Genomic DNA, 25,872 nt, shown 5'->3' on the forward strand with positions numbered 1-25,872 from the left:
ACTGCGGCAATGGCGCGACGCGAGCGCGATGTCACTAGCACAGGCCACGAAACCCGCTATCACCCTGCCGCATGAACGAAGCGGACGGGCGCACCGAGCGCCAACTAGTGACGGTGCGCATCCCCGCGGGGTGGACGCTGGCGGGATTGATCGCAGGCCTACTGGTCGGGATCGTGCTGTCCCGAGCCGACGTTCTGGATGAGGTTCTGGCCGTAACCGCGCCGCTGGGAGCGCTCTGGCTGCGGGCTTTGCAGGCTACGATCGTGCCGCTTGTCGCCGGCTTGCTGGTGATCGGCATCGCCCAGATGGCGCTCGCCGCACGTGCTGGCGCGGCGGCGCGACGGATGCTTGTCATCGTGGCCGCTGTGCTTGCCTTCTCAGGCTTGATGAGCGCATTCCTTACGCCGCTGCTGCTCGACCTCTTTCCGCCGCCTGCCGCAGCGGCAGGCGTCCTGTCTACTGGCGGTGAAGCGCAGGAAGTTCCCGGTCTTGCGGCTTTCGTGGAATCGCTGATCTCCGCAAACGTGATCAAGGCGGCGGCGGATACCGCGATGCTGCCACTGACCCTGTTCTTCGCGGCATTCGCCGTGGCGATCACGCGGCTGCCGGAAGGGCAGCGGACCACGCTGCTGGGCGTGTTCCGCGCGCTGGCAAACGCCATGCTCATCATCATCGGCTGGGTGCTGTGGGTCGCGCCGCTCGGGGTTTTCGCACTGGCGGTCGGAGTGGGCGCGGCAAGCGGTGGGGCGGCGTTTGCCACGTTGGCGCATTACATCCTGATCGTCGTGGCGGTGGGCTCGGTGATCTTCTTCGGCGGTTACCTGCTGGCTTGGATTTCGGGCGGCATTTCGCCGGTACGCTTCGGCAAGGCCCTCTTGCCGGCGCAAACGGTGGCTCTCTCCACGCAGAGCTCGCTGGCGAGCTTGCCGGCGATGCTCGTCAGTGCGGGACGGTTGAACTTGCGTGAGGAGACCGCGGAATTCGTGCTGCCCCTTGCGGTCGCCATCTTCCGCGCAACCAGCCCGGCGATGAACATGGCTGTGGCGATCTACGTCGCGCACCTGGCGGGTATCGAACTGTCTCCGGCTGCGTTGATTGCAGGCGCAGCGGTGGCGGTGGTAATCGCGCTGGGGTCGGTCAGCCTTCCCGGCACCATAAGTTTCGTCGTATCGGTCGGCCCGATCGCCTTGGCGATGGGCGTGCCGATCGAGCCGCTGGCACTGCTGGTCGCGGTCGAGATGATGCCCGATCTCATGCGAACGCTGGGCAACGTGACGGCCAATGTCGCACTGGCGGCGGCGGTCGACCGAAAAAAGGACGATGGCGCGCAACCGGAGGCCGGTTCGCGCATTGGTTTCGAGTAAGCACACACCTGACGGGAGTTCATCATGGCATTCAAAGTTACGCCCTTGCCCTATTCCGACACCGCGCTCGCCCCGGCGATCTCGGCTGAAACCCTGAGCTACCACCACGGCAAGCACCACAAGGCCTACATCGACAAGACGAACGCCGCGATCGATGGCACCGACATGGCCGATGCTTCGCTCGAAGACGTCATTGCCAAGGCCCGTGGATCGAACCAGGGCTTGTTCAACAACTCGGCGCAGAGCTGGAACCACGGGTTCTACTGGTACTCGCTGGCGGGCGACACCGGCACTCCGTCGGACGAACTCAAGAGCATGATCGACGATGCCTTCGGCTCGGTCGATGATCTCAAGAAGCAACTCAAGGAACGCGGCGCCGGCCATTTTGCGAGCGGGTGGGTCTGGCTCGTCGAAAAGGGCGGCAAGCTCGAGATTGGCGAGACGCATGATGGCGACACCATGGCCGACCAGGATTGCAACCCGCTGCTGGTGATCGACCTGTGGGAGCACGCCTACTATCTCGACCACCAGAACGCACGCCCGGCCTATCTCGACGCGGTCGTCGACGGAAAGCTCAACTGGGCGTTCGCGGCGGAGAACCTGTCGCGCGGGACGACCTGGAAGTACCCCGCCTGACCGACGCAAGTTCGTAGAGACAAGCGGCCCGTCCTCCTTTCCCGGAGGGCGGGCCGTTTCGCATTCAGGTGATCTGTTGGGTAATCTCCGCTTCGGTGCCCAGGGGCGTCTCGGGAAACAATGGCTCACCGAACATGAAGCCGACCAGGTTGGGTTTGCCGACATGGTCGAAGAACGCCGTCAGGGTCAGCAGGATCGGCACCGAAAGCAGCGCACCGATCACGCCCCAAATCCAGGTGAAATAGCTGAGCGCCAGCAGGATCAGCACCGGGTTCATCGTGAATCGCTTGCCGAGGACCGACGGGGTGACCGCGTTGGATTCCACCGTGTGCAGGGCCAGATAAGCCGCCGCCGGGATGATCCCCAGAAAGACCGTTTCAGCCGTGCCGACCCCGAACAGCGCCAGAATGGCCACCATCGTCAAAGGGCCGATATAAGGCAGGAAATTGAGGATCGCGGCCAGGCCGCCCCACATCACCGGCGCCTCCAGTCCCAGCGCCCACGCTCCGAGCGCGACGATCACGCCGACGCCTGCATTGATCCAGGTAACAGTCAGGATATACGCCGCGACGCGGTCCTGCACTTCGCGAATGACCCGCGCCGCCTTGAGGCTGGCACCGAAATCGCTCCGTTCGAGCAATAGCCGCCGCCGCATACGGACCCGCGCCTCGATCATGAAGAACGTCATCAGGAAAGTCAGGAAAACTTCCAGCACGACGGTCGGGGTCGCGTAGGCGAATTCCTCGATCATCGACGGCGTGGCGATCACCACCTCGCGACCCGGATCGCCGGTTATCTCGGCGATCTGGCGATTGGCCTCTCCCAGCCAATAGAACTGGCGCTGCAGCTCGCGGAAGCGTTCGCTCAGCTGCTCGAGGATCGCAGGCAGCGAATCGAACAGGGTCAGGGCAGGCTGAAGGATCAGAACGCCCGCCAGGATCACGACACCCAGCATGAGCAGCATCGACAGAAGCGAAGCTAGGACATTCGGCAGCCCCCAACCTGCCAACCGGTCGGCAAGTGGCGAGAGCACGATCGTCAGGATGAGCGCCGTGACCAGCGGGAGGAAGACGACCGACCCGATCGAAAGCACGAATGGGAGCGCAAGGAAAAGACCGACGCCCAGAATGACGACCAGTGCCGAGATCAGGCGCAGTTCCTGCGCAGCGAACGTCATCCGCGCGGTGCGCGCCGACTTGCGCTGGGAAAGGGCCTGTTCGCTTTCGCCGTCAGCGCGCGCGTCGTTCATGGCAATCGGAACCTCCCGCGGGATACGGCGATCCTGCCGCGAAGCAGGGCCGCGTTCAAGGCATGGCGCAGCTCTGGGTGTTAGCGGGTCGGCTCGCTCACGCCGTGGCCCGACGCAACCGAATCGAGTTCCTCAAGGATCGCGCGGTGCGCTCCGACATCGTCGATCGATCGCCGGGGCATGTCGCCTTCGTCGAGCATGGTGGTGAGCGCCGCGCGGGCACGCCCCACACGGCTCTTGATCGTGCCAACGGCGCAGCCGCAAATCTCTGCCGCTTCCTCGTACGAAAAGCCGCCCGCTCCGACCAGAAGCAGGGCCTCGCGTCGCTCCGGGGGAAGGGTAAGCAAGGCCCGGCGCATGTCGGCCAAATGGATCGGCTCCTCCTGACCCGCCGGTGCGGTAAGGATACGCTCGGCTACCGACTCGTCGTAGTCGCCGCGAAACCGGTTGCGTCGCATATCGGTGAGATACGCGTTGCGCAGGATGACGAAGGTCCATGCTCTCATGCTGGTGCCGGGTTCGAACCGGTCCTGCGCCGCCCAGGCCTTGAGAAGCGTTTCCTGGACGAGATCGTCAGCCATGTCCGGACGCCCGCACAGACCGCGCGCAAATGCGCGCAGGTGCGGGACCACTCCGGTCAATTCGCGTTTGAAGTCGGCTTTGTCGGACGCCGTGCGCTGATGCGAATCCATCAGTTCTTATCGTCCAGCTTCGATAGCAGGTCGTCGAAGATGTCCGGCAGCGGTTCTTTCACCACCTCATCATACAACTGCTTCAGGCCGTTTGCCCAGCCAGGCGCTTCCTTGCCTGCGGCAGGTGCCTTGCCGTGACCCGTCTGCGCCCCGCGTCGCGATGCGTCGGCAGGTTTTTTCTTGTCCAATTTAGCTATCGCCCCTGACAATCTGATAATCCCTGCTTTCCTCGGGATTGCATGTGCGCAATCGCCCGGGAAAGACAAGCCCGTAGAAATGGGGAACGTAACCCTCGCGACTTTGTTCCCCTGACACCCTTGGTGTCCGCGGGGCAAAGGTTCAGGACGAATCCGATCGGGGCGATCGAGTTGCATGATACGGTAAAGGACGGCCGCAAGACCCGCCGCTGGCTGGTGGCATATCCGCGTGCCACGCCGCTTGCCATTTTCACGCTCATCGCCGCCATTACTTCGCTCAGCGTGTTCGCCATCGAGCGCGGCGAAAGGCGGCGTGAAGATGCGCGGCTGACGGCCACCTCGATGTCGATCGCCTCGGCGATTGAGCGGCGTGCTAACACGTCGTCGGCCTACCTTCGCGCCGGCGCAGCTTTGTTCGGTACCGTCGACGGTGTGCCTTCCAGCCTGTTCCGCCGCTTCGTAAGCGAACTCAGGCTCGATTCCGACTATCGAGGAGTCGAGGGCGTGGGATGGGCCGAGGTGATCCGGCCCGAACAGGTCGCTGCATACGAGGCGCGCATCGGGATGGAGGTGCCGGGCGATCCGCGGGTGCGGCCCAGGCCCGGGCCCGAGCGCGACAGGCTGGTGGTGGTGACTTATCTTCAGCCCGATACCCAGCGCGCCCGGCGAGCGCTCGCGTTCGACATGTATTCCGATCCCGTTCGCCGCGCTGCGATGGACGAGGCGGAACGGACGGTGCGTCCCACGGCCAGCGGTAGAATCGTTTTGGCGCAGGAAGGCACCGGGCGACCTCCCGGGTTCCTGATATTCATGCCGGTGTTCGACCAGGTCGGCGGCATGCGCCAGTTGAAGGGCTTCATCTACAGCCCGTTCAACGGCCGCGATTTCCTGCGTTCGGCAATCCAAACGGAAAGCCGCAACAGGATCGAGGTGCGGCTGTTCGATGGTGCGACCCCAAGCTCGGACGCGTTGCTCGCCGAGCTGGGGGATGATCGTTCGGTCGGACAAGTCCGCCGCGAGCGGATCGAAGTGGCGAATCGCACCATGCTGCTCGAGGTCGAATCCTCGGGCGGCAATTCGCTGTCGATGTTGTCGATGCTGACCCTGCTGTTCGGGCTGATGGTTGCGACCCTGCTGATGATCGTCGCCCGCTTGCTCACCCAGCAGGCGGTCGAGGATCAGGCATCGCTCGATTGGCTGGCAGAACAGAATGCCATTCGCGACACCCTCACTCGCGAGCTAAATCACCGCGTCAAGAACACCCTCGCCAACGTGCTTTCGATCGTCAGCCTGACGCGTCGGCGTGCCACCAATCTCGACGAGTTTGCCGAAGGACTGGACGGTCGCATTCGCGCGCTGTCGGCCACGCACGACCTCCTCACCCAGTCGGAGTGGGGCACAACTCCCATACGTGATGTGATCGAGGCGGAACTGGCGCCTTACGCGCAGGCCCGAGGCGTGCTCGAGCTTGCCGGACCGACCGTGGAACTGGCGCCCAACGATGCGCTGTCATTGGGACTTGCGATACATGAGCTGGCGACGAACGCGACCAAGTATGGGGCGCTATCCGTCCCCGGCGGCAAGGTGCGGATCACATGGGCGCTCGATCGTGACGACCTGGTCAGCCTTCGCTGGGTGGAGCGGGGTGGACCGCTCGTCTCGCAGCCTCGTTCACGCGGGTTCGGAACCGACCTGATCGAAAAGATAGTGGCGCACGAACTCCGCCACCCGGTCGAACTGCAGTTCGAGGAGCAGGGTGTGACGTGCACACTGTTCGTACCAGTGCGACAGCCGAGCGAATTCGAGATCCGGGCGCGGCGCCGAGCCTTGGCGGCCAATCGCTCGGAAGGCTGAACCGGGTTTATCGAGCGCGTAAAACGAAAAAAGGGGGCGCTTATGCGCCCCCCTTATCGTATCGTCCGTAACCATCTGGATCATGCCCTATCAGGGCCGTTCATCACCCGATCGGGCGGCTGGATCCAAAGAAAAGAGCCTGACTAATCGCCGCCCGGACCGTCGATTCCTGAAACGGCTTCGTGACCAGATACGTCGGCTCCGGTCGATCGCCGGTGAGGAGGCGCTCGGGGTAGGCCGTGATGAAGATCACCGGCACACTGCCGATCGCCAGGATATCGTCGACCGCGTCGAGTCCCGAGGACCCATCGGCAAGCTGGATATCAGCCAGAACCAGACCAGGGGTACGCTCGGCCACCACTTCCTGCGCCTGCGTGCGCGTTGCGGCGGTGCCGCAGATTTCATGTCCAAGCGAACGGACAAGATCCTCGAGCTGCATAGAGATGAGCGGTTCGTCTTCGATGATGAGCACGCTGGTCGCGGATTCGCGGTCGATTTCCTCGACTGCCTCCTGGACCATCGTCTCCACGTCGGCCGTGTCCATGTCCATGATCTCGGCCGCTTCGGGGATCGAAAAATCCTCGAGCGTGGTCAGCAATAGAGCCTGGCGGTTGAGCGGAGTGATCGTCCGAAGGCGGTCCTGCGCCATCGTTTCGTGATCCGAACCCGCGTCTTCCGAACTGGCCACTTCCAGATAAGCGCTTGCCCAGACCTTGTTGAAAGCCTTGTAGAGCGGCACGCGACCTTGCGAGAGCGACTGCTTCAAAGCGTCGTCAGCCAAAGCGGCTTCGAGTGTGGCGCGCACGAATGCGTCGCCCGTTTGCTGGGAGCCGGTAAGCGCACGTGCGTACCGACGTAAATAAGGTAGATTTGCGGCGACTTGATCCCCGAGCGACATGCAGTCCCTTCCCGTAATAATCCTGCGCCCAGAACGTGGCTGCGGCGACATGGTTCCGGCATCGTTTGACTTTCGCCAAGTCCCCAACATAGTGAGCACAAGGATGCCGGGGAAGGGGAGCGGGGCACTGTGGCGAGCGTGAGCGTTTGGCTGGTGCCCGACTGTTTCCAATGCCCCTTGCGGCCATTGCCCGGTCTCTGCCCTCCCAGTGACGAGCAGACGGTTACGATCCAAGACCGCAAGCGCGGCGAGCTGCCGGTTCCGCGTGGCGGAGTCCTGATCGCGCAAGGGGAAAACCGCGACGCGATATACACGGTGCTTCAGGGCGTACTGATTCGCTACCGAACGCTGGACGACGGGCGGCGCCAGATCACCAATTTCCTCTTCCCGGGCAATCTGGTGGGATTACAAGCCGCTTTCGACGAACCTTTCGGGCACTCGGTCGAGGCCCTGATCCCGTCGCGCGTCTGCGTGTTTCATCGCAAGGACTTCACGCCATTGATCGCTGCGCATCCCCGGCTGGGCTTCGATCTGGTGTGGATGGCCGCCAAGGAAGAGGCGGAACTTGAGCAGCACCTAGTCTCGCTGGGGCAGCGGAACGCGCGCGAGCGGGTGACCGCGCTTGCCGTGTGGTTGCTAGAGCGTGCCCAGGCGACCGGACTGGCGAGCGATGACAACCGGTTCGAATTTCCGATGACCCAGGTTCAGATCGCCGACATGATGGGACTGTCGCACGTCCACGCCAACCGGACGCTTCAGAGCTTGCGCCGGGACGGAATCATCGATTGGCGGCCCGGCGGGTTGCATATTCCGGACCTGGATCGAGCCAGCGAGTTCGCGCGCCTTGGCCCTCACCTTCCGAAAAAAAGCCCATACATTTGATCATCTTGGGGCGTAACGTAGGCCACAAAAAAAATTTTCGGACCCGCGGGAACGCGTTTTCGGGTTGGGCATTTTATCATTGTCACCGCCGAGACCCCCCCTCCCGTCCAAGCGGCTGGTGATACGATCCCGAAGGGCCTCCGCTCTCTAGAAGAGCGGAGGCCTTTTTTTTCGGATACGCTCGACGCGGCGTAGCCAATCGAAGTCGAAAGCCGAATGATGGACTACGTGGCTGGCTCGCCCTTGGTCAGGGCGTCCTTCAACCGAGCCAGCAGGCCTTCGCGCGGAGGATTGCACAGCGCATCGATCAATTCGGCGTGATCGTACGGTTTCTCGAGAACGGGACCCAACTCGGCGATTTCGACGGGAATGTCCTGCGGGGACCCGGTGGAAAACACGATCCGCGGAGGGTTCGGGCCGACGGAGTTGACCAGTTCGGCGATCGCCCATCCGTCGTCCCGATCGGCCAGGTGAACGTCGAGAACAAGTCCGTCCGGTCGCTTGTCGCGCAGCGCGGAAAGCGCGTCGGCCGTAGTGGTGCAGATCGTCACCGACTTGGCGCCCGCGTCGATCAGCGATCCTTCCAGAGCGACAGCGATCAGCGCATCGTCTTCCACCAGCAAGACGTGGCCCAGCTTGCGGGCGGGTTTGTTCTTGCCTGGTCGCTTGGCCACACGCTTGCACCTTCTTGTACTGGCATGTCGATCAGGATGGCCCCGTCGAATCCCGCTCAGTCATGCCAACAGCGTTCGGCACATGCCAGTTCCCGCCCGATATTGATTGTAAGTACGCGTTGCCTTCAGGACACGCCTCGGAATTACAGGACCTTGTCGTAAATAACGTATACCCGGTTCACATGGCTGTCGATCGCATCGGCGATCGCGATCATCCCTTGGTTGTCTTCGAGTATCCAGCCGATCTCGCCGCGCTGCGCGCCATATCGGGTGATGGCGTTGAGGCGGATCTGCTCGATCATCATGAAGGCCAGTTGGCTTGCCATCCGCGAAGATTGCAGCCTCTTCTTTACGCCCATCAAGGGCACCCGCATCGTCCGGACCGTGGGCCTGCGAAGCCATAGCAGAAGCTTCGCCCATCCGAACGGGAACAAGCTGCCTTTGAGGGGCGCGATCGCTTCGTTTAGGTTCGGCAATGTCATCATGAACGCGACCGGCTCGCCGTCGTATTCGGCAATCATGATGAGGTCTTCGAACACCACCGGTTTGAACTTCTTCCCGGCATAGGCGATCTCGGCCTCCGTGAACGGCACGAAGCCCCAGTTGTCGGACCAGGCATCGTTGAGAATGCCGAGGATCAAGCGCGCCTCCTCATCGAAGCGCGACTTGTCGACGTTGCGGATGCGTATTCGATCGTTCTTCTGACCGGCGGCGATTATCCGCTGGATGAGCGGAGGGAACCCCTCAAGAATGGGCAAGTCGTAAGTGTAGAGCGACTTCGCCCGGGAATAGCCCGCAGATTCGATCCAGCCCACATACCGTTCGGGCTGATGGCCCATCATGATTGTCGGCGGGTTTTCGTGTCCGCGCACCAGTTGGCCCGGCTCCTCCCAGATCGACAGGCTGAGCGGAGCGAGGACGCGGGTCATGCCCTTGGCACGCAACCATTCTTCGGCACGCGCGATCAGCAGATGAGCGACTTCTTCGTCCTCCGCCTCGAGCAGGCCCCAATTGCCCGTCCCCGGGCCCATGCCCTGTTCGGGCGGCTGGGCGAGGGCGAGGTGATCGATGTGCGCCGAGATGCGACCGACGATCCGCCCGTTCTCGCGCGCCAGCATCAGCTCCACGTCGGCGTGGGCGAAGAAGGGGTTCTTGCCCGGCGTGACGAGCTCGATCGCCTCCATCTTCAGAGGCGGTACCCAGTTGGGCTCCGATGCATTCAATCGATAAGCGAGATCGACGAATTCGCGGCGCTCGCGCTTGCTGGCTACGGGCGTGATCTCTATCTTGCGCATGAAGCGTTTTTGACCTCGTTCATTTCGCATTGTCCGCGAAACCGCTACCTACCGGCATGAGCCGCAAGGCGGATAGGCCGCGCACACCATTTTTGAAAAGCAGATTATGACCGTTGAAACCCCGATACAGGCGACCGCGCAAGCCCCGCGCCCCTATTCGGGCGCCCGGAACGAGGACGACAAGGCGCTTCTGCGCGCCGCCGTCGAACTCACCCGCGACATCGGGGAAGCGAAGGCTGCCATCTATTGGCCCGACATGCTCGGCTCGGCGATCGTCGGCTATGCCGCGCTCGCCGGTGCCATCCTGTCGCCTGCGCTGTGGGTCACGATATTGCTCGGCATGGTCGCGACGCTGGCGCTGTACCGCGCGCTGCTGTTCATCCACGAACTGACGCACCTCCATCGCGACGCTTTGCCCGGCTTTCGCACTGCGTGGAACCTGATCGTCGGCATCCCGATGCTGATGCCCTCGTTCATGTACGAGGACGGGCATACGATCCACCACTCGCGCAAGCGCTATGGGACCCCCGACGATCCCGAATACCTGCCGCTCGCGCTGATGAAGCCGTGGAGCCTCCCGGTCTTCATCCTGGTATCGCTGCTCGCCCCGATTGGCTTGGTCATCCGCTACGGCGTCCTGGCGCCGCTGGGCCTGTTGATACCGCCGCTTCGCCGGCTCAACTGGGAGCGGTTCTCGACACTGGCTATCAACCCGGATTTCCGCCGGCGGCCCGCCGCGCCCGAAGACCGCCGCCGTTTCGTCCTCTTGGAAACAGGCGCCGCGATCTGGGGAATGGTGGTGATCGCCAGCGTATTCTGGATCGGCTGGCAGCCGCTGATCGTCGCTCTCGCAGTGTTCTCTGCAGTCGCGGTGCTGAACCAGTTGCGAACGCTCGTGGCACACCTTTGGGAAAACGACGGCGAACCGATGAGCGTAACCGCGCAGTACCTCGACACGGTCAATGTGCCACCACCCGGGTTCGTGGCCGCGCTGTGGGCTCCGGTCGGACTGCGGTATCACGCGCTGCACCACTTGCTGCCCTCGTTGCCCTATCATTCGCTCGGCGAAGCGCACCGCCGGCTTACCGCGCACGAAGTCGGTCAGGCGACCTACAGCTGCGCGCATTACCGCGGCATGGCGCCGCTGGTAGGCAAGATCGCCTCGAGCACGATGCGGCGTCCGGCACCGGTCGCGCACGAAAAAGGGGCCGCCTCCATGGAAGCGGCCCCCGGAAACGCCGGGCGCGGGTAAGCGCGGCCCGGGCGTGACGACTGGTTGAACTCAGTCTTCGACCGTCAGCGTTCCGGCGTTTGTATCGGCCCTTACGCGCGTATCGGCGTCGCCAACGTCGGCGGTTACACCATCCGGCCCGATCTCGACTCGATCGGCGGTGTCGGTGGCGGTGCCGTCGACGGGCGTGACCACGGTCGTTTCGGTTGCGGCGGGGGCGGGCGCCATCATAGCGGCATCACCTTCGGCAGTGGCCATCGCATCGGTGTTGTCCGGCGTGCTGTCGGCACATGCGGCCAAGGCAAGAGCGGCGAGGGCGGGAACGACAAACTTCTTCATGATGCGATTTCCTTGAAAAGCATTGCCCGTTCAAACGGGTAAGCTTCGCCAAGGTTCCGCCACAATCTATTCCTCGGTGCGGATCAGGACCGTTTCGCCAACGAGCGCGAAGAGCAGGAACGGTGCCCACGCGGCAAGCAAGGGGGGATAACCGCCGAAGTTGCCCATCGCGAGCGCGGCATTGTCGACGACGAAATACGCAAAGCCCAGCGCCATGCCGATCACCGCACGGACGAAGAGCTGACCCGACCTTGCCAGGCCAAAGGCGGCGACCGCTCCGAGCAGCGGCATGAGGACGGACGACATGGGGCTCACCAGCTTGTGCCACCATTTCGTGCGCAGTTCGGCCGTACGGCGACCAGCTTCCTCGTATTCGTCGATCGACTGGCGAAGCTGCCAGAACGACGTTGCGTCTGGGTCGACACTGGTCAGGGCGACCTGATCGGGGGTGATCTGCCCTCCGAGCACGACCGTGCCCACAGTGGCGCTGCGGGCACCGGCCACCTCGAAACGGACTGCATCTTCCAGCTTCCACCCTTCGCCTGTCCAGGTGGCGCGGGAACTGCGGATCTGGTCCGCGATCGCGCCGCTGGGTGCGCGGCGATACCATGTCACGCCGGTAAGCTCGGTCGCATTGCCGGCCCCGGACACCGAAGCCGCCGAAAGGATATCGGACCCCTCGGCGATATAGACGTTCGCCCGCACGCCCGAATCCCGCGGCACCGCCTTGAACTCGTTGGCATCCCATGCCTTCAGCGTCGCCGTTGCGCGGGTCACGACCCGCTCGTTGAACGCAAAGCTGCCGATGCCGACGAGGAATGCCGTCAGCAGAAGCGGGGCCAGAACCTGATGGGCGCTGAGGCCGGCGGCCTTCATGGCGACCACCTCGCTGTTCTGGTTCAATCCGACGAGGGTGATGATCGTGGCGAGAAGGACCGAATAGGGGAGGAAGCGCGCGACGAGCTGCGGCATCCGGAGCCCCGCATACGTCAGGATCTCGCCCTGGCCATTGCCCGGCACCGCCAGAATCTTGCCCGTGGCGGTCAGCAGGTCGAGCATCAGAAGGATCAGCACGAGCATCACCAGGACCGCCAGGATCCGGACGATGAACATCTTCGCCAGGTACAGCGTCAGCGTTTTGGAGGGAAAGAAGTCCAGTTGCATGATCTACTCGGCTGGTGCCAGTTCCGGCTGTCGGCCGGGCGGACGGCGACGGAACAGCTTGCGCACCCGCTTGCCGATCTTGGAGAACGCCGCCTCCAGCGCGCCGATGGCCTGTCCGCCAGGCACGTAGGCCACGCGGTAGTACATCCAGATTATCAGAGCCGCGAACAGCGCGAACGGCACCCACAGCGCAAGGGTTGGATCGACCCGACCGAGCGTGGCGTAGTCCTCCGCGTACTGGTTTATCTTGTGATAGGCGACCACCATCACGATCGACACGAACACCCCCAGCGCGCTGGTCGATCGCTTCGGAGGAATGGCCAGGGCCACTGCCAGGAGCGGCATCAGGAACATCATGACGACTTCGACCAGGCGGAAGTTGAAACTGGCCTGGCTGCCTGCCTGCTCGGTTCTCGTCTCGGCCTCGCCTCCCCAGCCGATGCGCAGGAGTTCGGGCAGGATGTACTCGCGCTGTTCGTCGCCGCGGGCTCGGAAGCGCTCCACTGCGGGCAGGTCGATCGGCAGGTCGTGCCGGGTAAAGCTGAGGACGCGCGGGGTCGAAGTGTTCCCCATGTCCTGAACGATGATCCCGTCGGTCAGGCGCAGGATGATCGTGTCGGGATTGTCGCTCGTGGCAAGAAACGCGCCCTCGTTGGCCGAGATCGACAGGACCTGCCCCTTTTCGTTCGCGACGCGGGCGAAAATCCCGATCAGGCGCCGACCGTCGTCCTCGGACCGTTCGATGCGCAGGGCCATCCGGTCCTTGAGGGTCGTGAACTCTCCGACCTTGATCGAGGCACCCAGCGCGCCCGAACGCAGTTCGTAGTCCAGGCGCTCATACCAGTACCGGCTGACCGGCTGGACGTAGAACACCAGGGCCACATTGACCGCCACGAGGACCATCGTGATCGCGTAGGGAACGCGCAGCAGGCGTCCATACCCTTGGCCGACTGCGCGCATCACGTCGAGCTCGCTCGACGTGGCCAGCTTGCGGAACGCCATCAGCACCCCGAGCAGAAGTCCGAGCGGGATGGCCAGACTGGCATATTCCGGCATCATGGTCGCGAGCATCTTGAAGACGACCCCGACCGGACCGCCTTCGACCGCCACGAAATCGAGCAACCGGAGCATCTTGTCGAGGATCAGCAGCGATGCCGCGAGCACGAAAACTCCCGCCATCGGAACGATGGTCAGCCGCAGGATGTAGCGGTCGATGGCGGGTAGGAACTTGAACACGGTCGTGGGCGGTCTTCGCTTGCTGGTAGGCGCCCTTAGCGGCAAATTACCGCGCGGTCATGCCTCGTCGTATGCCAACCCCGAATGCGCTGCAGATGCGTCCGGTTCCGACAGTATTCCGTCAGGCCTTTTCAAGCGTGCACTGCAGGGGGTGCTGGTTCTGGCGGGCGAAGTCCATCACCTGGTTGACCTTGGTTTCGGCGACTTCGTAGGGAAATACGCCGCAAACGCCCACGCCGCGCTGGTGGACGTGGAGCATGACGCGGGTCGCCTGCTCAAGGTCCATGCGGAAGAATCGCTTCAGGACCATCACCACGAATTCCATCGGGGTGTAGTCGTCGTTGAGCATGAGGACCTTGTACTGGCTCGGCTTCTTCGGCTTGGCCCGGGTCTTGGTGGCTACGCCGACCGCATCGCCGGTATCGGCGTCGTCGTCCTTGCCCGCGGAACGGACAGGCTCATGCTGGGCAGGGAAACGTTCGGTCATCGGACTCGCAATATCGTATCGGACGGCCCCGCCGCAAGATGCGGCGCCACCGGTAAATGCCCGGCAAACGAAAACGGGCCGGACGGTGTGTACCGTCCGGCCCGTTGATGTGTCGCGCGCCCGCAAAGGGGGAGAGGTAGGCGCGCGGACTTCGAAGGCGCTTAGGCGGCCTTCGAGAACTTCTCGACCGCAACGCTCATGCGGCTCGACAGCGGAGCGAACGCATCGCCGGCCAGCTTCATCGAGACTTCGGCGTTCTTCGAGAAATGCTTGATCGCGGCGTCGAGGTTGCGACGGGCGATTTCGCTCTGCAGCTTGAACAGCTCGGTCGGGCTCTTGACCGCGGCCATCGCCTTCATGTCGGCGGTGGCGGTTTCGAACGCGCTCTTCGCAACGGCGATTTCGCTACGCGCCATGTCCTGGACGCCGGCGCCGAGAATCTTGCCCGATTCGACCATGGCTTCGACGTTGCCCTTGGTGAATTCGGTCATGTCGCCGGCCACGGTCTGCAGCTTGTCATAGGCGGCCTTGGCGCGGGTCTGCGCGTCGGCGGCGAGTTCCTTCGCCTTGGCGGTGTAGTCGGTGTCGACGGTCTTCTTGGCAGTGGCCATGATCTTGTCCTTCAAATTCGAAACGTTGGTAATGGCGGGCGTGGCAGTGCGCGCAGCCTTCTTGGCGGCGGGCTTCGCCTTCACGACGGTCTTTTTGGGCGAAGCCTTGGCGACGGCCTTCTTCGGCGCGGCCTTCTTCGGGGTAGCCTTGCGGGTGACCGACTTCTTCTTGGGAGCGGCCTTCGCCTGGGCGACAGCCGTGTCGATCTTGGGGGTGGCGACCTTCGGCGCTTCGACCTTGGCGGTCTCGGCGACGGGGGCCTTCTTGGCGCTCACTTCGCCAGAAGCGGCTGCATACGCCTTCTCGGCGGCAGCGTCGGCCTTGGCGGTATCAATCTTGGTCTCGGGCTGGGTAGCCATGAAACTTCGCTCCTATGTTGCACTGCACAAAATAGGCGTTGCAACCGCGAAGTCAAGGATTTTTTGTGCAGTGCAACATAATGCGCGTTCAGCCTCAAGATCAGACGGTTAGCGCGTCTTTACGTAGCGACCCGGCGCATCCTCGATCACCCTGTCGCCCTTTTCGCCAGGCTTGCGCTTGCCGGTTGCCGGGACCTGCTTGCCGCCACGGCTGTCCAGCCACTTGCGCCAGTGCGGCCACCAGCTGCCCGGATGTTCGGTCGCGCCAGCAACGAATTCAGCGAGGCTGGCAGCGCCGCTATCGCCGGTCCAGTACTGGTATTTCCCCGCATCGGGATGGTTGACCACGCCTGCGATATGCCCCGACCCGGCGAGCACGAACGTGGTGTCGCCGTGTACGTGGCGGGTCATCCGCCAAACGCTTTCCGCCGGCGCGATGTGATCCTCGCGCCCCGCCTGGATGTAGATCGGCGTCTCGATCCGGGTGAGGTCGATCGGCGTGCCGTCGGCCTCCATCGCATCGGGCACCACCAGCTTGTTGCCGCGATACAGGTCGCGCAGGTAGTCGCCGTGCCACTTCGCGGGCAGGTTGGTGACGTCGCCGTTCCAGTGCAGCAGGTCGAACGCCGGGTAGTCTTCGCCTAGCAGGTAGTTGTTGACCACGTAGTTCCAGATCAGGTCGCGGCCCCGCAGCAGGTTGAAGGTCGCCGCCATGTAGCGACCGTCGAGATAGCCGTCCTTGGACACGTTACCGATCATCTCGAGCTGGCCGTCATCGATGAAATGCTTGAGCTCGCCCGCCTTCTCGAAATCGACCTGCGCGGTGAAAAAGGTCGCGCTGGCCACCTTGTCCGCTTCGTCGCGGCGAGCGAGGATCGCCAGCACCGCGGCAAGCGTGGTCCCCGCCACACAATAGCCGATCGTGTGGACGGATTTCACGCCCAGCCGTTCGCGGATCACGTCGATCGCTTCGATCTCGGCGCGGATATAGTCGTCCCAGACCACGTCCTTCATGCTCGCGTCGGCGGATTTCCAGCTCGTCACGAACACGGTCAGGCCCTGATCGACGGCCCATTTGATGAAGCTCTTCTTGGGCGTCAGGTCGAGGATGTAGAACCGGTTGATCCACGGCGGGAAGATCACCAGCGGGGTTTCGAGCACGGTCTCGGTCGACGGGCTGTACTGGATCAACTGGTAGAGCGGTCCCTCGTGGACAACCTTGCCCGGCGTCGTGGCGATGTTTTCGCCCAGCCTGAATGCGTCGGCGTCGGTATGGGTGAGCTGGCCGCGCTTCAGGTCGTTGATGAGATGCTGCATCCCCTTCACGAGGTTTGCGCCCTTCGTCTCGATCGTGCGCTGCATGACGACGGGGTTGGTGGCCAGGAAGTTGTCCGGGCTCATCGCCTCGACCAGCGAGCGGACGGCGAAGGTCATCTGCTCCTTCTTTTCGGGGTCGATGCCCTCGATCCGTTCGGCTGCTTCGACGAAATACTCCGACAGCAGGATGTATGTCTGGTGCAGCAGCGCGAACGCGGGATGGTTGCGCCAGGCCGGGTCCGCGAACCGGCGGTCGGTGCGCGGCAGCTCGGGTTCGTCGCTGCCCCCGGCAAGAGCGTTGGTCATCACGCCCTGCCACAGCTTCATGCCGTCTTCGGCCAGCTTGGCCTGAGCGGCAAACGTGCCCTGCCACGCGCTTGTCCAGGTTCGCGCCATTCCCTGGCTCATCATCATGAACTGCGCCGGATCGAACGAGGTGCCGCCAGAAGCGGCCTTTTCGCCCATGAATTCGATCCACATCGATTGCAGCTTGCCCGCGGTTTCGGCCCACTGCGAAACCTCGGACCAGTCCTTCATCACCGGGGGCGTGGTGGTCGCCAGGCCCGGAGCTGACTGGCCCCACATTTCGCGCATCGCTTCGCCCTGCATGTCGAAGAAGGCCGCAAAGGGATCGGTCGGGCGGGAATCGTCGGCCATCTGACTGTCCTTACTCGAAGCTTGGCAGTTTCGCTGCGGTGCGGAATCGCTTACAGCCAATTGCGCCGGGACGCACCCGGCTTAACGCAAAGGCCTGTCTGGTTCCGATGGACGACGAATTCTACCGCATCAAGCGCCTGCCGCCCTACGTCATTGCCGAAGTCAACGGCATGCGGGCCGCCGCGCGCACCGCGGGACGGGACATTATCGACCTCGGCATGGGTAACCCGGACTTGCCGCCGCCGCCGCACGTGATCGAGAAACTGTGCGAAGTGGCGAGCAAGCCCGACGCGCACGGGTATTCGCAATCGAAGGGCATTCCCGGCCTGCGCAAGGCCCAAGCCAACTATTATGGACGGCGGTTCGGCGTCGAACTCGACCCCGAAAGCGAAGTCGTCGTAACGATGGGCTCGAAAGAGGGACTGGCCAGCCTCGCCACCGCGATTACCGGGCCGGGCGACGTGGTGCTGGCACCCAACCCCAGTTATCCGATCCACACCTTCGGCTTCATCATCGCCGGCGCGACCATTCGCAGCGTGCCCACGACGCCCGACGAGAATTACTTCGCCAGCCTTGAGCGGGCGATGGCGTTCACGGTCCCGCGGCCGAGTATTCTGGTGGTCAACTACCCGTCCAACCCGACCGCCGAAACGGTGGACCTGCCGTTCTACGAGCGGCTCGTCGCCTGGGCGAAGGAGAACAAGGTCTGGATCATCTCCGACCTCGCCTATTCGGAACTGTATTACGACGGCAAGCCGACCGTCTCGATCCTCCAGGTGCCAGGGGCCAAGGACGTCGCGGTCGAGTTCACCTCGCTGAGCAAGACCTATTCTATGGCCGGCTGGCGGATCGGTTTCGCCGTGGGCAACCGCAAGCTGATCGCAGCGATGACGCGGGTGAAGAGCTATCTCGATTACGGCGCGTTCACGCCGATCCAGGCCGCTGCCTGCGCCGCGCTCAATGGGCCGCAGGACATCGTCGAGAAGAACCGCCAGCTCTATCACAAGCGGCGCGACGTGCTGGTCGAAGTCATGGGCCGGGCAGGGTGGGACATTCCGCCCCCGCCCGCATCCATGTTCGCATGGGCCCCGCTGCCCAAGGCGTTCGCCCATCTGGGGAGCCTGGAATTTTCCAAGCAGATGCTGCTCCACGCCGAAGTCGCGGTGGCGCCCGGGGTCGGTTACGGCGAAGACGGCGAGGGATATGTCCGCATCGCGCTGGTCGAGAACGAGCAGCGGCTGCGGCAGGCTGCGCGCAACATCAAGCGCTGGTTCCAGTCGATGGGGCACAATAGCGACGCGGCCTGACGCTGCGGAACCCGTCATTTCTGGCCAAGTTGTCGGCAGCGTAAGGCTGCGATATGACCCGCGCCTCCAGCGAAGGAGACAAGCCGCACGATGCCGGCCGTTACCCGCCCCAACGTAGCCGCCGAGCGGACGCTAACCGAACGCGAACGCGCGGTGCTCGATGGAATCGACCGCAGGTTGCCGCTCAAGCTCGTCGCCGCCGAACTCGGGGTTTCGGAATCGCGGGTCAACCAGCACGTCCGGGCGCTGAAAGAGCGCTTCCAGGTCAACAACCTCTCCGACCTGGTGGACGCCTGGCGCAGCGAAGATGTTGGAATCACTGAAAACACGGACTGCAGAAATCCTGCATGGAGAAATCCGCAGGTTCCGCTCGCCGCGTCGGACAGCGAAACGAAAAGCCGGGTCGCACCCGGGGAATTCGTTCTCTCCGACGCTGCGCTGTATGCGATCGAGGCGCCGTGGTCGGTAGAGAGCGGCCCCCGGGTAGTCCCCGGGGTGCTCGACGGTGGTAACGCCGTCCTTCTCCGTCTTGCCGTCATCATCGGGCTCGCTTTCTGCATAATCGCCGCGATCGTCCTGGTGGTGACGGCCTCGCTCTCCTTGAGCGAGGCGCTTGAGGGAAGGGCCATCGTCCCCGCAGATCAATCGACTCCGCCGGGATGAGCATCGGCGGAAACGTCCGCCGGAGTTTCAACCCATGTCCGAGAAGATCCGCGAAGACGCGCGAAACCTGCGCAAGCTTATTCGCGAAGCCGAAGGCGTCAGCGACGAAGTCCTCGTTGCCTGCGCACGGCTGAAGCAGGCGATGGTCCGCGCCCGGCAGAACCCGCAAGTCAACGTCGACGCCGGGCAGCGCGCACTGATGCGGCTGACGCAGGCGGAGAGCCAGGCGCTGTCGCTTTCGACCAGCCTGCTGCGCGTCCACGACGAGCTGAGCAAGGTCGCCCGCGAGACGATGGGCGGGGACGGGGATGGAAACACGCAGATCGCGCCGAGCGCGATCGGCGAAGAAAATCCTGCGTTGATCGAGGCTTGAATGTTCGTATCACGGCCTGGTGGATCTAACGTCGGCCGATACGCGCTTCTGGCTACAGGCCATTGTTTTCGGCCTCCTTGCCCTGTCCGCATGGCGGTGGGGCGGGGGGCCGGAACGCATCCTGGCCGGGGTGCTGATCTGGTTCAGCTTGGGCGATACCCTCAATCACTGGCTTTTCGAGGTCGAGACGCATTACTTGACGGTCGACACCGGACACATGGTGATCGACCTGGTGGCGCTGGCGGTTTCCTTCGCCGTCGCGCTTCGCGCTAACCGGCTGTATCCGTTATGGTTCGCAGCGTTCCAGCTCCTTGCGATGATGGCCCACCTGGCGCGCGACATCGCCCAGGAAGCGTCTCCGATCGCGTATCTCATCATGTATATCGGCCCGTCGTACTGTCAGATCATTGTGCTGGCGCTGGGCATATGGTGCCATCGACGAAGGGTTTTGCGGCACGGCCCCTATCGGTCGTGGCGGAATTCCTCGCCCCGTTCGCCGGTGACCAGGCGGATGAACTCGCCGGGCTGCTGATCGGCCGGTTCGGATCGCTGAACCGAGTGCTGTCGGCAAGCGCACCGCAGCTTAGCGCTGCGGCCGGGGGCCACGAACGGGCCTGCGCCGCGATCGCCGGAGCGCGCCGACTGGTGGAAGCCGCGCTGGATGAGGAATTCGTCCGCGCGCCCGTCGACGGAGCCGATCCCGCGCTCCACCATTACCTCCGCGCGCGACTGGCGACTTCGGATACCGAGCGGCTCCATGTCGTTTATTGTGACGCCGCCCAAGGCTATCTTGCCGACGAGACCGTCGCCGTTGGCGATGCTGCTCGGATCGAGGCGCGCGCGCGGCCGCTGATCGAACGCGCGCTCGCGCTGGGGGCGGCAGGCTTCCTGCTTGCGCACAACCATCCATCTGGGGTGTGCCGGCCGAGCGCGGACGATATCGCCGCGACCCGTCGGTTGCGGGAAATAGCCGAGGCGCTCGAAATCACGCTGGTGGATCACCTGATCGTGACCCGGCGCAGCATCTATTCGATGCGCGCGGGGGGCTGCCTCTAGGCCTTTAGCAATTCGGGCAGCGCGCCCCATACGCCGCGCGCCTCGTCCATGAACCAAGTCTTGAGCGGCGCCATCCGCTGGACCCCCGCCATGCCGATGCGGCGCACCGCGCTCGCGGCCTTGCCCGGAACCCCGAACAGCCGCGTGAGGCCATCGGTGGCCAGAGCGACCGAAAACGCGTCGAGGCCACGCCAGCGCTCGTACCGCGCCAGCACCTGCGCATCGCCGGGTTCGAGGCCGAGCCGCATACCCTCGGCGATGACTTCGACGAGTGCGCCCACGTCGCGCAGGCCGAGGTTGAGGCCCTGTCCGGCAATGGGATGGATGCCGTGTGCCGCGTCGCCCACCAGCGCCAAACGATCATCGACGACTTTCGCAGTGTGATGAAAGCCGAGCGGGTAGGAAGAACGCGGGCCGATCGAGGTGACGTCGCCCAGGACATCGCCCATGCGCTTGACCACTTCGGCGTGGAACGCCCGGTCGCCCAGCTTGAGGGTGCCGGCGGCATCCTTTTCGTCTACCGTCCATACCAGCGCGCTGCGGTGGCGGCCCTCGGCGTCGTCGCGCATCGGCAGCAAAGCGAAAGGCCCGGCGGGCCAGAAGATTTCCCACGCGGTGCCTTCGTGCGGCAGCGAATGGACCAACGACGAGATGATCGCACGATGGCGATAATCCCAGGTCGCGACGGCCAGCCCGGCATCCTCGCGCGTCGGCGAGCGGCGGCCCTCGGCGGCAACCAGCAGGCTGCCCGCCAGCGTCCGTCCATCGGCGAGTTGCACGGTTACGCCGTGGGGACCGCGCACGCGCCCGACGACTTCGGTGCGCGGGTGAAACGCGATGAGCGGTTCGCTCTCCGCGGCCTCGTACAGCGCGAGACGGAGGCGGCGGTTCTCGAACATCCTGCCGAGCGAACCCTCATGCGCCTCTGGCACGAAGTCGATCCGGCCCGGCTTCAACTGGTCGCTGACCGCGATCCGCGCGATGGGGCAGGCAAAGCTCTCGAGCGCGGGGGCGATGCCGATGTTGGTGAACAGGTTCCAGCTTGCGGTGGAAATCGCGCTCGCCCGGCCGTCGAAGCCCTCCGCCGTCAATTCGGCGGGGTCGGCGCGGTCGACCACGTGGGTCGAGATGCCTTTCTTTGCCGCGGCCAGGGCCAGCGTCATGCCGACGAGGCCACCGCCCAGGATCACGAGGTCGCGCTTGTCGTTCATGGGGTCACGCCCTAGAGCGCGCAGCACGATGCGCGCAAGGACATTGCCCCTGCTGGTTGCAATCTTCGCGCTGCTGGCCGTGCTGGTGCCCGGCGCGGCCAGCGCACAGGATCGCAAGAATCACATCGCCGCGCGGCTGGTCGCCGAAGGCCCCGTCGAACCCGGCAAGACGCTGACCATCGCGATTGCCTTCGATCCGGAGCCGGGCTGGCACGGTTACTGGTCGAACCCGGGCGACGCGGGATACGGGATGGAGCTCGACTGGCAGCTTCCGCAAGGTTGGCGTGCCGGAGAGCCGCAATACCCGGTGCCGAGACAGCTGGTCATCGGCGGACTGATGAACCACGTGTACAAGGGCGCATATGCGGTCCTTGTCGACATCGCCGTCCCTGCGAACGCTTCGGCAAACGGGGACGCGCCCATCGCGGTCGATGCCCAGTGGCTGGCCTGCACCGACAAGATCTGCGTGCCCGAACAGGCGCGGCTGACGCTCGACCTATCCGCCCCGGCGCCTTCCCCCGGCTCGTTCAATCGCTGGCGCTCGGCCATCCCGGCGCTGCTCGACCGGACGGTTACCTACGCGATTGCCGACAAGGAGCTCCGGATCGCGATACCGTTGCCCGCGGCGGTCGAGGTGCCGGGTCCGCACGTGTTCTTCGGCCCGCGCGACCTGGTGCGATACGCCGCACCGCAAGCCTTCTTTCGCAAGGGCGACACGCTGATCGCCGAAATCCAGCTCGGCGATCCGATCGTCACGCCGATCGAATTCACTGGCATCCTGGCGCTTGGAGACGGCAACGGCATTCGTTTCGCGGGTCAACCGGGCACAGTGCCGCGCGGGGGCGAGCGGCTTTCGCCCGCGACGACCGACGCCGGGCCGCTGTGGCTCCTGCTGCTCGGCGCGCTGGCCGGTGGGCTGCTCCTCAACGTGATGCCCTGCGTATTCCCGATCCTCAGCCTCAAGGCGCTGAGCCTCGCGCGGGCGGGCGAGAGCGATGCCAAGGCGCGCGTCGAAGGCCTGGCCTATACCGCCGGGGTGATCGCCGCGACGCTGGCGCTCGGCGCACTGCTGCTTGCACTGCGCTCGGCGGGCGAGATGGTCGGCTGGGCATTCCAGTTGCAGGAGCCGGGCGTGGTCGCGCTGCTGCTCGTCTTGGCCGTCGCGATCACGGCGAACCTTGCGGGGCTGTTCGACCTGCCCTCTATTTCAGTCACGCGCGGCGGCGAGCCGGCGGGGGTGTTCGCCACCGGGCTTCTCGCGGCGTTCGTCGCAACCCCATGCACGGGGCCGTTCATGGCAGCGGCGATGGGGGCGGCTTTGCTGCTGCCACCGGTGCAGGCGCTGTTGCTGTTCGCCGCCTTGGGCCTGGGCCTGGCGCTGCCGTTCCTCTTGCTCGGGTTCGTCCCGGCGCTACGGCGGATGCTGCCGCGTCCAGGGCCATGGATGGAGCGGTTCAGGCACTGGATGGCGGTGCCGATGGGTATCACCGCGCTGGCGCTGGTATGGCTGTGCTGGAGGCTGGGCGGTGCATGGTTCGCCGCGGTATGCGTCCTTGTCGCGGCTGGGCTCGTGGCGGCGGTCTGGGCCGCCGGTCGGCGCCAGCGGGCGGGGCGGCCTGCCGGACGGACGTTTGCGCTGCTCGCGGCGCCCTTCGCACTATTCGCCGCCGTGGCGCTGCCCGCCGCCATCGCCAACCGTCCGGCTGCCGAGGCCAGGCAAGGCATCATCCCGGCCGAACCTTTCACCGAAGCGCGCCTTGCCGAAGCGCGCGCCACCGGCAAACCGGTCTTCGTGTGGTTCACCGCCGACTGGTGCCTGTCGTGCAAGGTCAACGAAGGCGTAGCGATCGAACGCGAAGCGACGCGCGCGGCGTTCGAGAAGGCGGGCGTCATCGCGTTGGTCGGCGACTGGACCCGCCGCGATCCCGAGATCACCCGGTTCCTGACCCGGCAGGGCGCAGCCGGCGTTCCGCTCTATCTGTGGTATGCGCCGGGCGCAGAGGCCGAGACCCTGCCGCAGGTGCTGACGCCCGATAGCCTCGTCACGCTGGCGGAGGCGTCTCCGACGCCATAGGCGCGCCGCCGCTAGACCGGCGGCAGCGTTCGATCAGTTCCGCCGGACGCGGACTTCCCTGCAGCTTGAGCGTGCCGCCTCCCGGTATCGTGACTTCCAGCCCGCGCCCGCCCGTGAGCGCTTCGAGCCGCGTGTCGGCCGGATCGTATCGCCCCTGCCACAACCACGCGCGCTTTCCCGCCACCTTCAGGGCGTCGATCTTCAGCCGTTCGACGTGGCCGTTGCCGATCAGCGCCATCATGCCCTTGGCCCCGGCATCGGTCGGCGCGAAGCGCGTGACCTTGAGCATCGCGCCGCTTGCCGCGCACTCCAGCGCAAAAAGCGGAGCCTGGCCCGGCAGGCCGAACACGATCCGGTCGGGTCCGCCGCCGTCGGCCCAGATCGCCCCGGTCGTATCCGGCGAAGTCGCCATGACGGTCGGCCCGGCGCTCTCGTCGTCCAATGCCATGCGCTCGACATAGCGATCGCTCGCCGGCGGACGACACGCGGCCAATACCGCGAGCAGCAGGACGGCGGCGCGCTTCACCGTGCGCGGATGAAATTGCGAATGTCGGCCGACAGCTTCCGGCGGTCCTCGTCGCGGACGTACATCATGTGCCCTGAATCGTAATACTGGTACTCGATCCGGTCCTGCGGGAAGCCGTTGCGGGTCAGCGCATATTCGGCGGCGAAGAACGGGGTGGCAAAGTCGTACCAGCCCTGGCCGACGAAGATGCGCATGCCCGAATTCTCGCGCATCGCCTTGCCGAGGTAGGGGGCTACGGTGAGGTAGGCATTGGTGTCGCGCCCGCCCGCGATCCGCCAGTCCCACGGCTGCACGCTGCCGATCGTGACGTAGCGCTGGTCGGTCTTGTACCCGATCCCGTCGCGCATCCACGAATTGATCGCGGCGCTGTATCCCGCGTCGATGCCGTGGAAGCTCGGGTCGTTGTCAGGGTACTCGCCCGCGTTGTCGTAATCCTTGCCGGTATAGCGTGCGTCGAGCCGGCCCACGGTCAGCCCGCGGTCGCGCAGCAGTTCCTTGTAGAACCGACCGCTCGTCACCCGCAGATCCGCGCGGTCGAGGAATTCCTGCGACAGGCCGGTGAAGCGGGCAAGCTTGGGCAAGATCGCCGCGCGCTCTTCGGCCGATGCCTTCTGCCCCTTGAGCAGGAACAAGGCATATGGGCCGATCGCGAACTGGCGCGCTTCCTCGACGAAGCCTTCGACCGAAGGGGCGCTGGCCTTGCCGTGATAAAGCGCCGTCGCGGCCATGCTGGGCAGCACCGTGATATAGCCCAGCTCGGCCCCTTCCGTTTCGGCGCCCGCGCCGAAGTCGAGGATCGTCGAGATCAGCAAGACGCCATTGAGGGCCACGTCGTTGTAGCCGCCCTCCAACTCGTTGACGACCGCGGCCGCACGGGTCGTGCCGTAGCTTTCGCCGCCGAGGTACTTCGGGCTATTCCAGCGCCCGTTCTTGTCGAGCCACTGGCGGATCACCTGCGCGACCGAGCGGGCGTCCTTGGTGACGCCCCAGTAATCCTCGCCCTTGGTATCGCCAATCGTGTGGCTGAACCCCGTGCCCACCGGATCGATGAACACGAGGTCGGTGACGTCCAGCAGCGAGTCCGGGTTGTCGAGGATGGGATAGGGCGGGGCGCCGTCGTCGCGGGCATCCGAAGGGATCGCCACGCGCTTCGGCCCGAACGCGCCCATCTGCAGCCAGACCGAGCCGGAGCCCGGACCGCCGTTGAACAGGAACGTGACGGGTCGCGATGGGTCGCGCGGCTCGGCCACATAGGCGGACGTGACGATCGCTGCCTTCGCTTCGCCCTTGTCGTCCTGGAGCACCTGCTCCTCGACGGTCGCGGTATATCGCATGGAGCGACCGCCGAAGGTGCCCGACAGGGTTTTCGAGGCACTATTCGCGACGTAATCCTTGGCCGCGACGGGCGGCTTGGCCTTGTCGTCCTGCGCCATTCCAGCGGTCGGAACGAATAGGGCGAGCGCGGCACCGGTGGCCAAGATACGGAAAAGCATGGCAGCCCTATGGCAAAGCGGCGCGC

26 protein-coding genes are annotated in these 25,872 nt (G+C 64.6%); 11 read left to right on the forward strand and 15 right to left on the reverse strand.

Going from position 1 to position 25,872, the window contains the following annotated elements; all coding sequences use genetic code 11:
- The first annotated feature begins 71 nt into the window (after positions 1-71).
- Together AR323_RS07860 and AR323_RS07865 are read left to right on the forward strand one after the other, a co-directional pair.
- Positions 72-1,364 (forward strand): dicarboxylate/amino acid:cation symporter, encoded by a 1,293-nt coding sequence (locus tag AR323_RS07860; protein WP_057883413.1) that lies wholly within the window; start codon positions 72-74, stop codon positions 1,362-1,364.
- A 24-nt stretch (positions 1,365-1,388) separates the two neighbouring features.
- Positions 1,389-2,000 (forward strand): superoxide dismutase, encoded by a 612-nt coding sequence (locus AR323_RS07865; RefSeq protein ID WP_057883414.1) that lies wholly within the window; start codon positions 1,389-1,391, stop codon positions 1,998-2,000.
- Between the two features lie 64 nt (positions 2,001-2,064).
- On the opposite strand, the gene AR323_RS07870 is transcribed toward AR323_RS07865, so the two are convergent.
- The 3 genes from AR323_RS07870 to AR323_RS15120 all read right to left on the reverse strand — a co-directional run bounded on the left by AR323_RS07870 (position 2,065) and on the right by AR323_RS15120 (position 4,129).
- Positions 2,065-3,249, reverse strand: a complete 1,185-nt coding sequence (locus tag AR323_RS07870; RefSeq protein ID WP_057883415.1) for an AI-2E family transporter — start codon at positions 3,247-3,249, stop codon at positions 2,065-2,067.
- Positions 3,250-3,329: 80 nt separating this feature from the next.
- Positions 3,330-3,941 carry a sigma-70 family RNA polymerase sigma factor gene (locus AR323_RS07875; RefSeq protein ID WP_057883416.1) on the reverse strand — a complete coding sequence of 204 codons (612 nt, stop codon included), beginning with the start codon at positions 3,939-3,941 and terminating at the stop codon, positions 3,330-3,332.
- A complete protein-coding gene (locus AR323_RS15120) occupies positions 3,941-4,129 on the reverse strand; it encodes a NepR family anti-sigma factor (RefSeq protein ID WP_057883417.1) in 189 nt (62 codons plus the stop codon). The genes AR323_RS07875 and AR323_RS15120 overlap by 1 nt, the downstream gene beginning before the upstream one ends.
- Positions 4,130-4,309: 180 nt before the next feature.
- Here AR323_RS15120 and AR323_RS07885 point away from each other — a divergent pair, with 180 nt between their 5' ends.
- Entirely contained in the window at positions 4,310-5,992 is a 1,683-nt protein-coding gene (locus AR323_RS07885) for a CHASE domain-containing protein (protein WP_200956697.1), read from the forward strand.
- 103 nt (positions 5,993-6,095) lie between these two features.
- Here the strand turns inward: AR323_RS07885 and AR323_RS07890 are convergent, their stop codons facing one another.
- Positions 6,096-6,890, reverse strand: a complete 795-nt coding sequence (locus AR323_RS07890) for a response regulator (RefSeq protein ID WP_057883418.1) — start codon at positions 6,888-6,890, stop codon at positions 6,096-6,098.
- Between the two features lie 186 nt (positions 6,891-7,076).
- Here AR323_RS07890 and AR323_RS07895 point away from each other — a divergent pair, with 186 nt between their 5' ends.
- Positions 7,077-7,772, forward strand: coding sequence for a Crp/Fnr family transcriptional regulator (locus AR323_RS07895; RefSeq protein WP_057883419.1), 696 nt, complete (start codon positions 7,077-7,079; stop codon positions 7,770-7,772).
- Between the two features lie 224 nt (positions 7,773-7,996).
- Here the strand turns inward: AR323_RS07895 and AR323_RS07900 are convergent, their stop codons facing one another.
- Complete coding sequence (locus AR323_RS07900; protein ID WP_057883420.1) at positions 7,997-8,446, reverse strand: response regulator; 450 nt, start codon at positions 8,444-8,446, stop codon at positions 7,997-7,999.
- Between the two features lie 143 nt (positions 8,447-8,589).
- Positions 8,590-9,741 carry a hypothetical protein gene (locus tag AR323_RS07905; RefSeq protein ID WP_057883421.1) on the reverse strand — a complete coding sequence of 384 codons (1,152 nt, stop codon included), beginning with the start codon at positions 9,739-9,741 and terminating at the stop codon, positions 8,590-8,592.
- A 106-nt stretch (positions 9,742-9,847) separates the two neighbouring features.
- Between AR323_RS07905 and AR323_RS07910 the strand changes: the two genes are divergently transcribed.
- Positions 9,848-10,993, forward strand: a complete 1,146-nt coding sequence (locus tag AR323_RS07910; protein ID WP_083495301.1) for a fatty acid desaturase family protein — start codon at positions 9,848-9,850, stop codon at positions 10,991-10,993.
- Between the two features lie 30 nt (positions 10,994-11,023).
- Here AR323_RS07910 and AR323_RS07915 read toward each other — a convergent pair whose 3' ends face one another.
- The 6 genes from AR323_RS07915 to AR323_RS07940 all read right to left on the reverse strand — a co-directional run bounded on the left by AR323_RS07915 (position 11,024) and on the right by AR323_RS07940 (position 17,143).
- Complete coding sequence (locus AR323_RS07915; protein WP_057883422.1) at positions 11,024-11,311, reverse strand: hypothetical protein; 288 nt, start codon at positions 11,309-11,311, stop codon at positions 11,024-11,026.
- 66 nt (positions 11,312-11,377) lie between these two features.
- Positions 11,378-12,475, reverse strand: a complete 1,098-nt coding sequence (lptG, locus tag AR323_RS07920; protein WP_057883423.1) for an LPS export ABC transporter permease LptG — start codon at positions 12,473-12,475, stop codon at positions 11,378-11,380.
- Between the two features lie 3 nt (positions 12,476-12,478).
- Positions 12,479-13,711, reverse strand: coding sequence for an LptF/LptG family permease (locus tag AR323_RS07925; RefSeq protein ID WP_123321796.1), 1,233 nt, complete (start codon positions 13,709-13,711; stop codon positions 12,479-12,481).
- Between the two features lie 121 nt (positions 13,712-13,832).
- Positions 13,833-14,198, reverse strand: a complete 366-nt coding sequence (clpS, locus tag AR323_RS07930) for an ATP-dependent Clp protease adapter ClpS (protein WP_057883424.1) — start codon at positions 14,196-14,198, stop codon at positions 13,833-13,835.
- A 161-nt stretch (positions 14,199-14,359) separates the two neighbouring features.
- Positions 14,360-15,169, reverse strand: a complete 810-nt coding sequence (locus AR323_RS07935; protein ID WP_057883425.1) for a phasin family protein — start codon at positions 15,167-15,169, stop codon at positions 14,360-14,362.
- A gap of 108 nt (positions 15,170-15,277) precedes the next feature.
- Positions 15,278-17,143 carry a PHA/PHB synthase family protein gene (locus tag AR323_RS07940; RefSeq protein ID WP_057883426.1) on the reverse strand — a complete coding sequence of 622 codons (1,866 nt, stop codon included), beginning with the start codon at positions 17,141-17,143 and terminating at the stop codon, positions 15,278-15,280.
- A gap of 107 nt (positions 17,144-17,250) precedes the next feature.
- Here AR323_RS07940 and AR323_RS07945 point away from each other — a divergent pair, with 107 nt between their 5' ends.
- The 5 genes from AR323_RS07945 to AR323_RS14380 all read left to right on the forward strand — a co-directional run bounded on the left by AR323_RS07945 (position 17,251) and on the right by AR323_RS14380 (position 20,542).
- A complete protein-coding gene (locus tag AR323_RS07945; RefSeq protein WP_057883427.1) occupies positions 17,251-18,450 on the forward strand; it encodes an LL-diaminopimelate aminotransferase in 1,200 nt (399 codons plus the stop codon).
- Positions 18,451-18,540: 90 nt separating this feature from the next.
- On the forward strand, positions 18,541-19,113 hold the full coding sequence (locus AR323_RS07950) for a LuxR C-terminal-related transcriptional regulator (protein WP_057883428.1): 573 nt from the start codon (positions 18,541-18,543) through the stop codon (positions 19,111-19,113).
- A 34-nt stretch (positions 19,114-19,147) separates the two neighbouring features.
- Positions 19,148-19,486 (forward strand): hypothetical protein, encoded by a 339-nt coding sequence (locus AR323_RS07955; protein WP_057883429.1) that lies wholly within the window; start codon positions 19,148-19,150, stop codon positions 19,484-19,486.
- 19 nt (positions 19,487-19,505) lie between these two features.
- Entirely contained in the window at positions 19,506-20,018 is a 513-nt protein-coding gene (locus AR323_RS14825; protein ID WP_057883430.1) for a hypothetical protein, read from the forward strand.
- Positions 19,958-20,542, forward strand: a complete 585-nt coding sequence (locus AR323_RS14380; RefSeq protein WP_161808727.1) for a JAB domain-containing protein — start codon at positions 19,958-19,960, stop codon at positions 20,540-20,542. The genes AR323_RS14825 and AR323_RS14380 overlap by 61 nt, the downstream gene beginning before the upstream one ends.
- Here AR323_RS14380 and AR323_RS07970 read toward each other — a convergent pair.
- Positions 20,539-21,753 carry a UbiH/UbiF/VisC/COQ6 family ubiquinone biosynthesis hydroxylase gene (locus tag AR323_RS07970; protein ID WP_057883432.1) on the reverse strand — a complete coding sequence of 405 codons (1,215 nt, stop codon included), beginning with the start codon at positions 21,751-21,753 and terminating at the stop codon, positions 20,539-20,541. The two genes, AR323_RS14380 and AR323_RS07970, sit on opposite strands and share 4 nt — an antisense overlap.
- A 28-nt stretch (positions 21,754-21,781) precedes the next feature.
- Between AR323_RS07970 and AR323_RS07975 the strand changes: the two genes are divergently transcribed.
- Positions 21,782-23,827, forward strand: coding sequence for a protein-disulfide reductase DsbD family protein (locus AR323_RS07975; RefSeq protein ID WP_057883433.1), 2,046 nt, complete (start codon positions 21,782-21,784; stop codon positions 23,825-23,827).
- Here AR323_RS07975 and AR323_RS07980 read toward each other — a convergent pair.
- Positions 23,796-24,353, reverse strand: coding sequence for a hypothetical protein (locus AR323_RS07980; protein ID WP_057883434.1), 558 nt, complete (start codon positions 24,351-24,353; stop codon positions 23,796-23,798). The two genes, AR323_RS07975 and AR323_RS07980, sit on opposite strands and share 32 nt — an antisense overlap.
- Complete coding sequence (locus AR323_RS07985) at positions 24,350-25,846, reverse strand: S10 family peptidase (RefSeq protein WP_057883435.1); 1,497 nt, start codon at positions 25,844-25,846, stop codon at positions 24,350-24,352. Before AR323_RS07985 ends, AR323_RS07980 begins: the two co-directional genes overlap by 4 nt.
- Positions 25,847-25,872: the final 26 nt, after the last annotated feature.

The organism is Tsuneonella troitsensis (assembly GCF_001441535.1).
GTDB lineage: Bacteria > Pseudomonadota > Alphaproteobacteria > Sphingomonadales > Sphingomonadaceae > Tsuneonella > Tsuneonella troitsensis.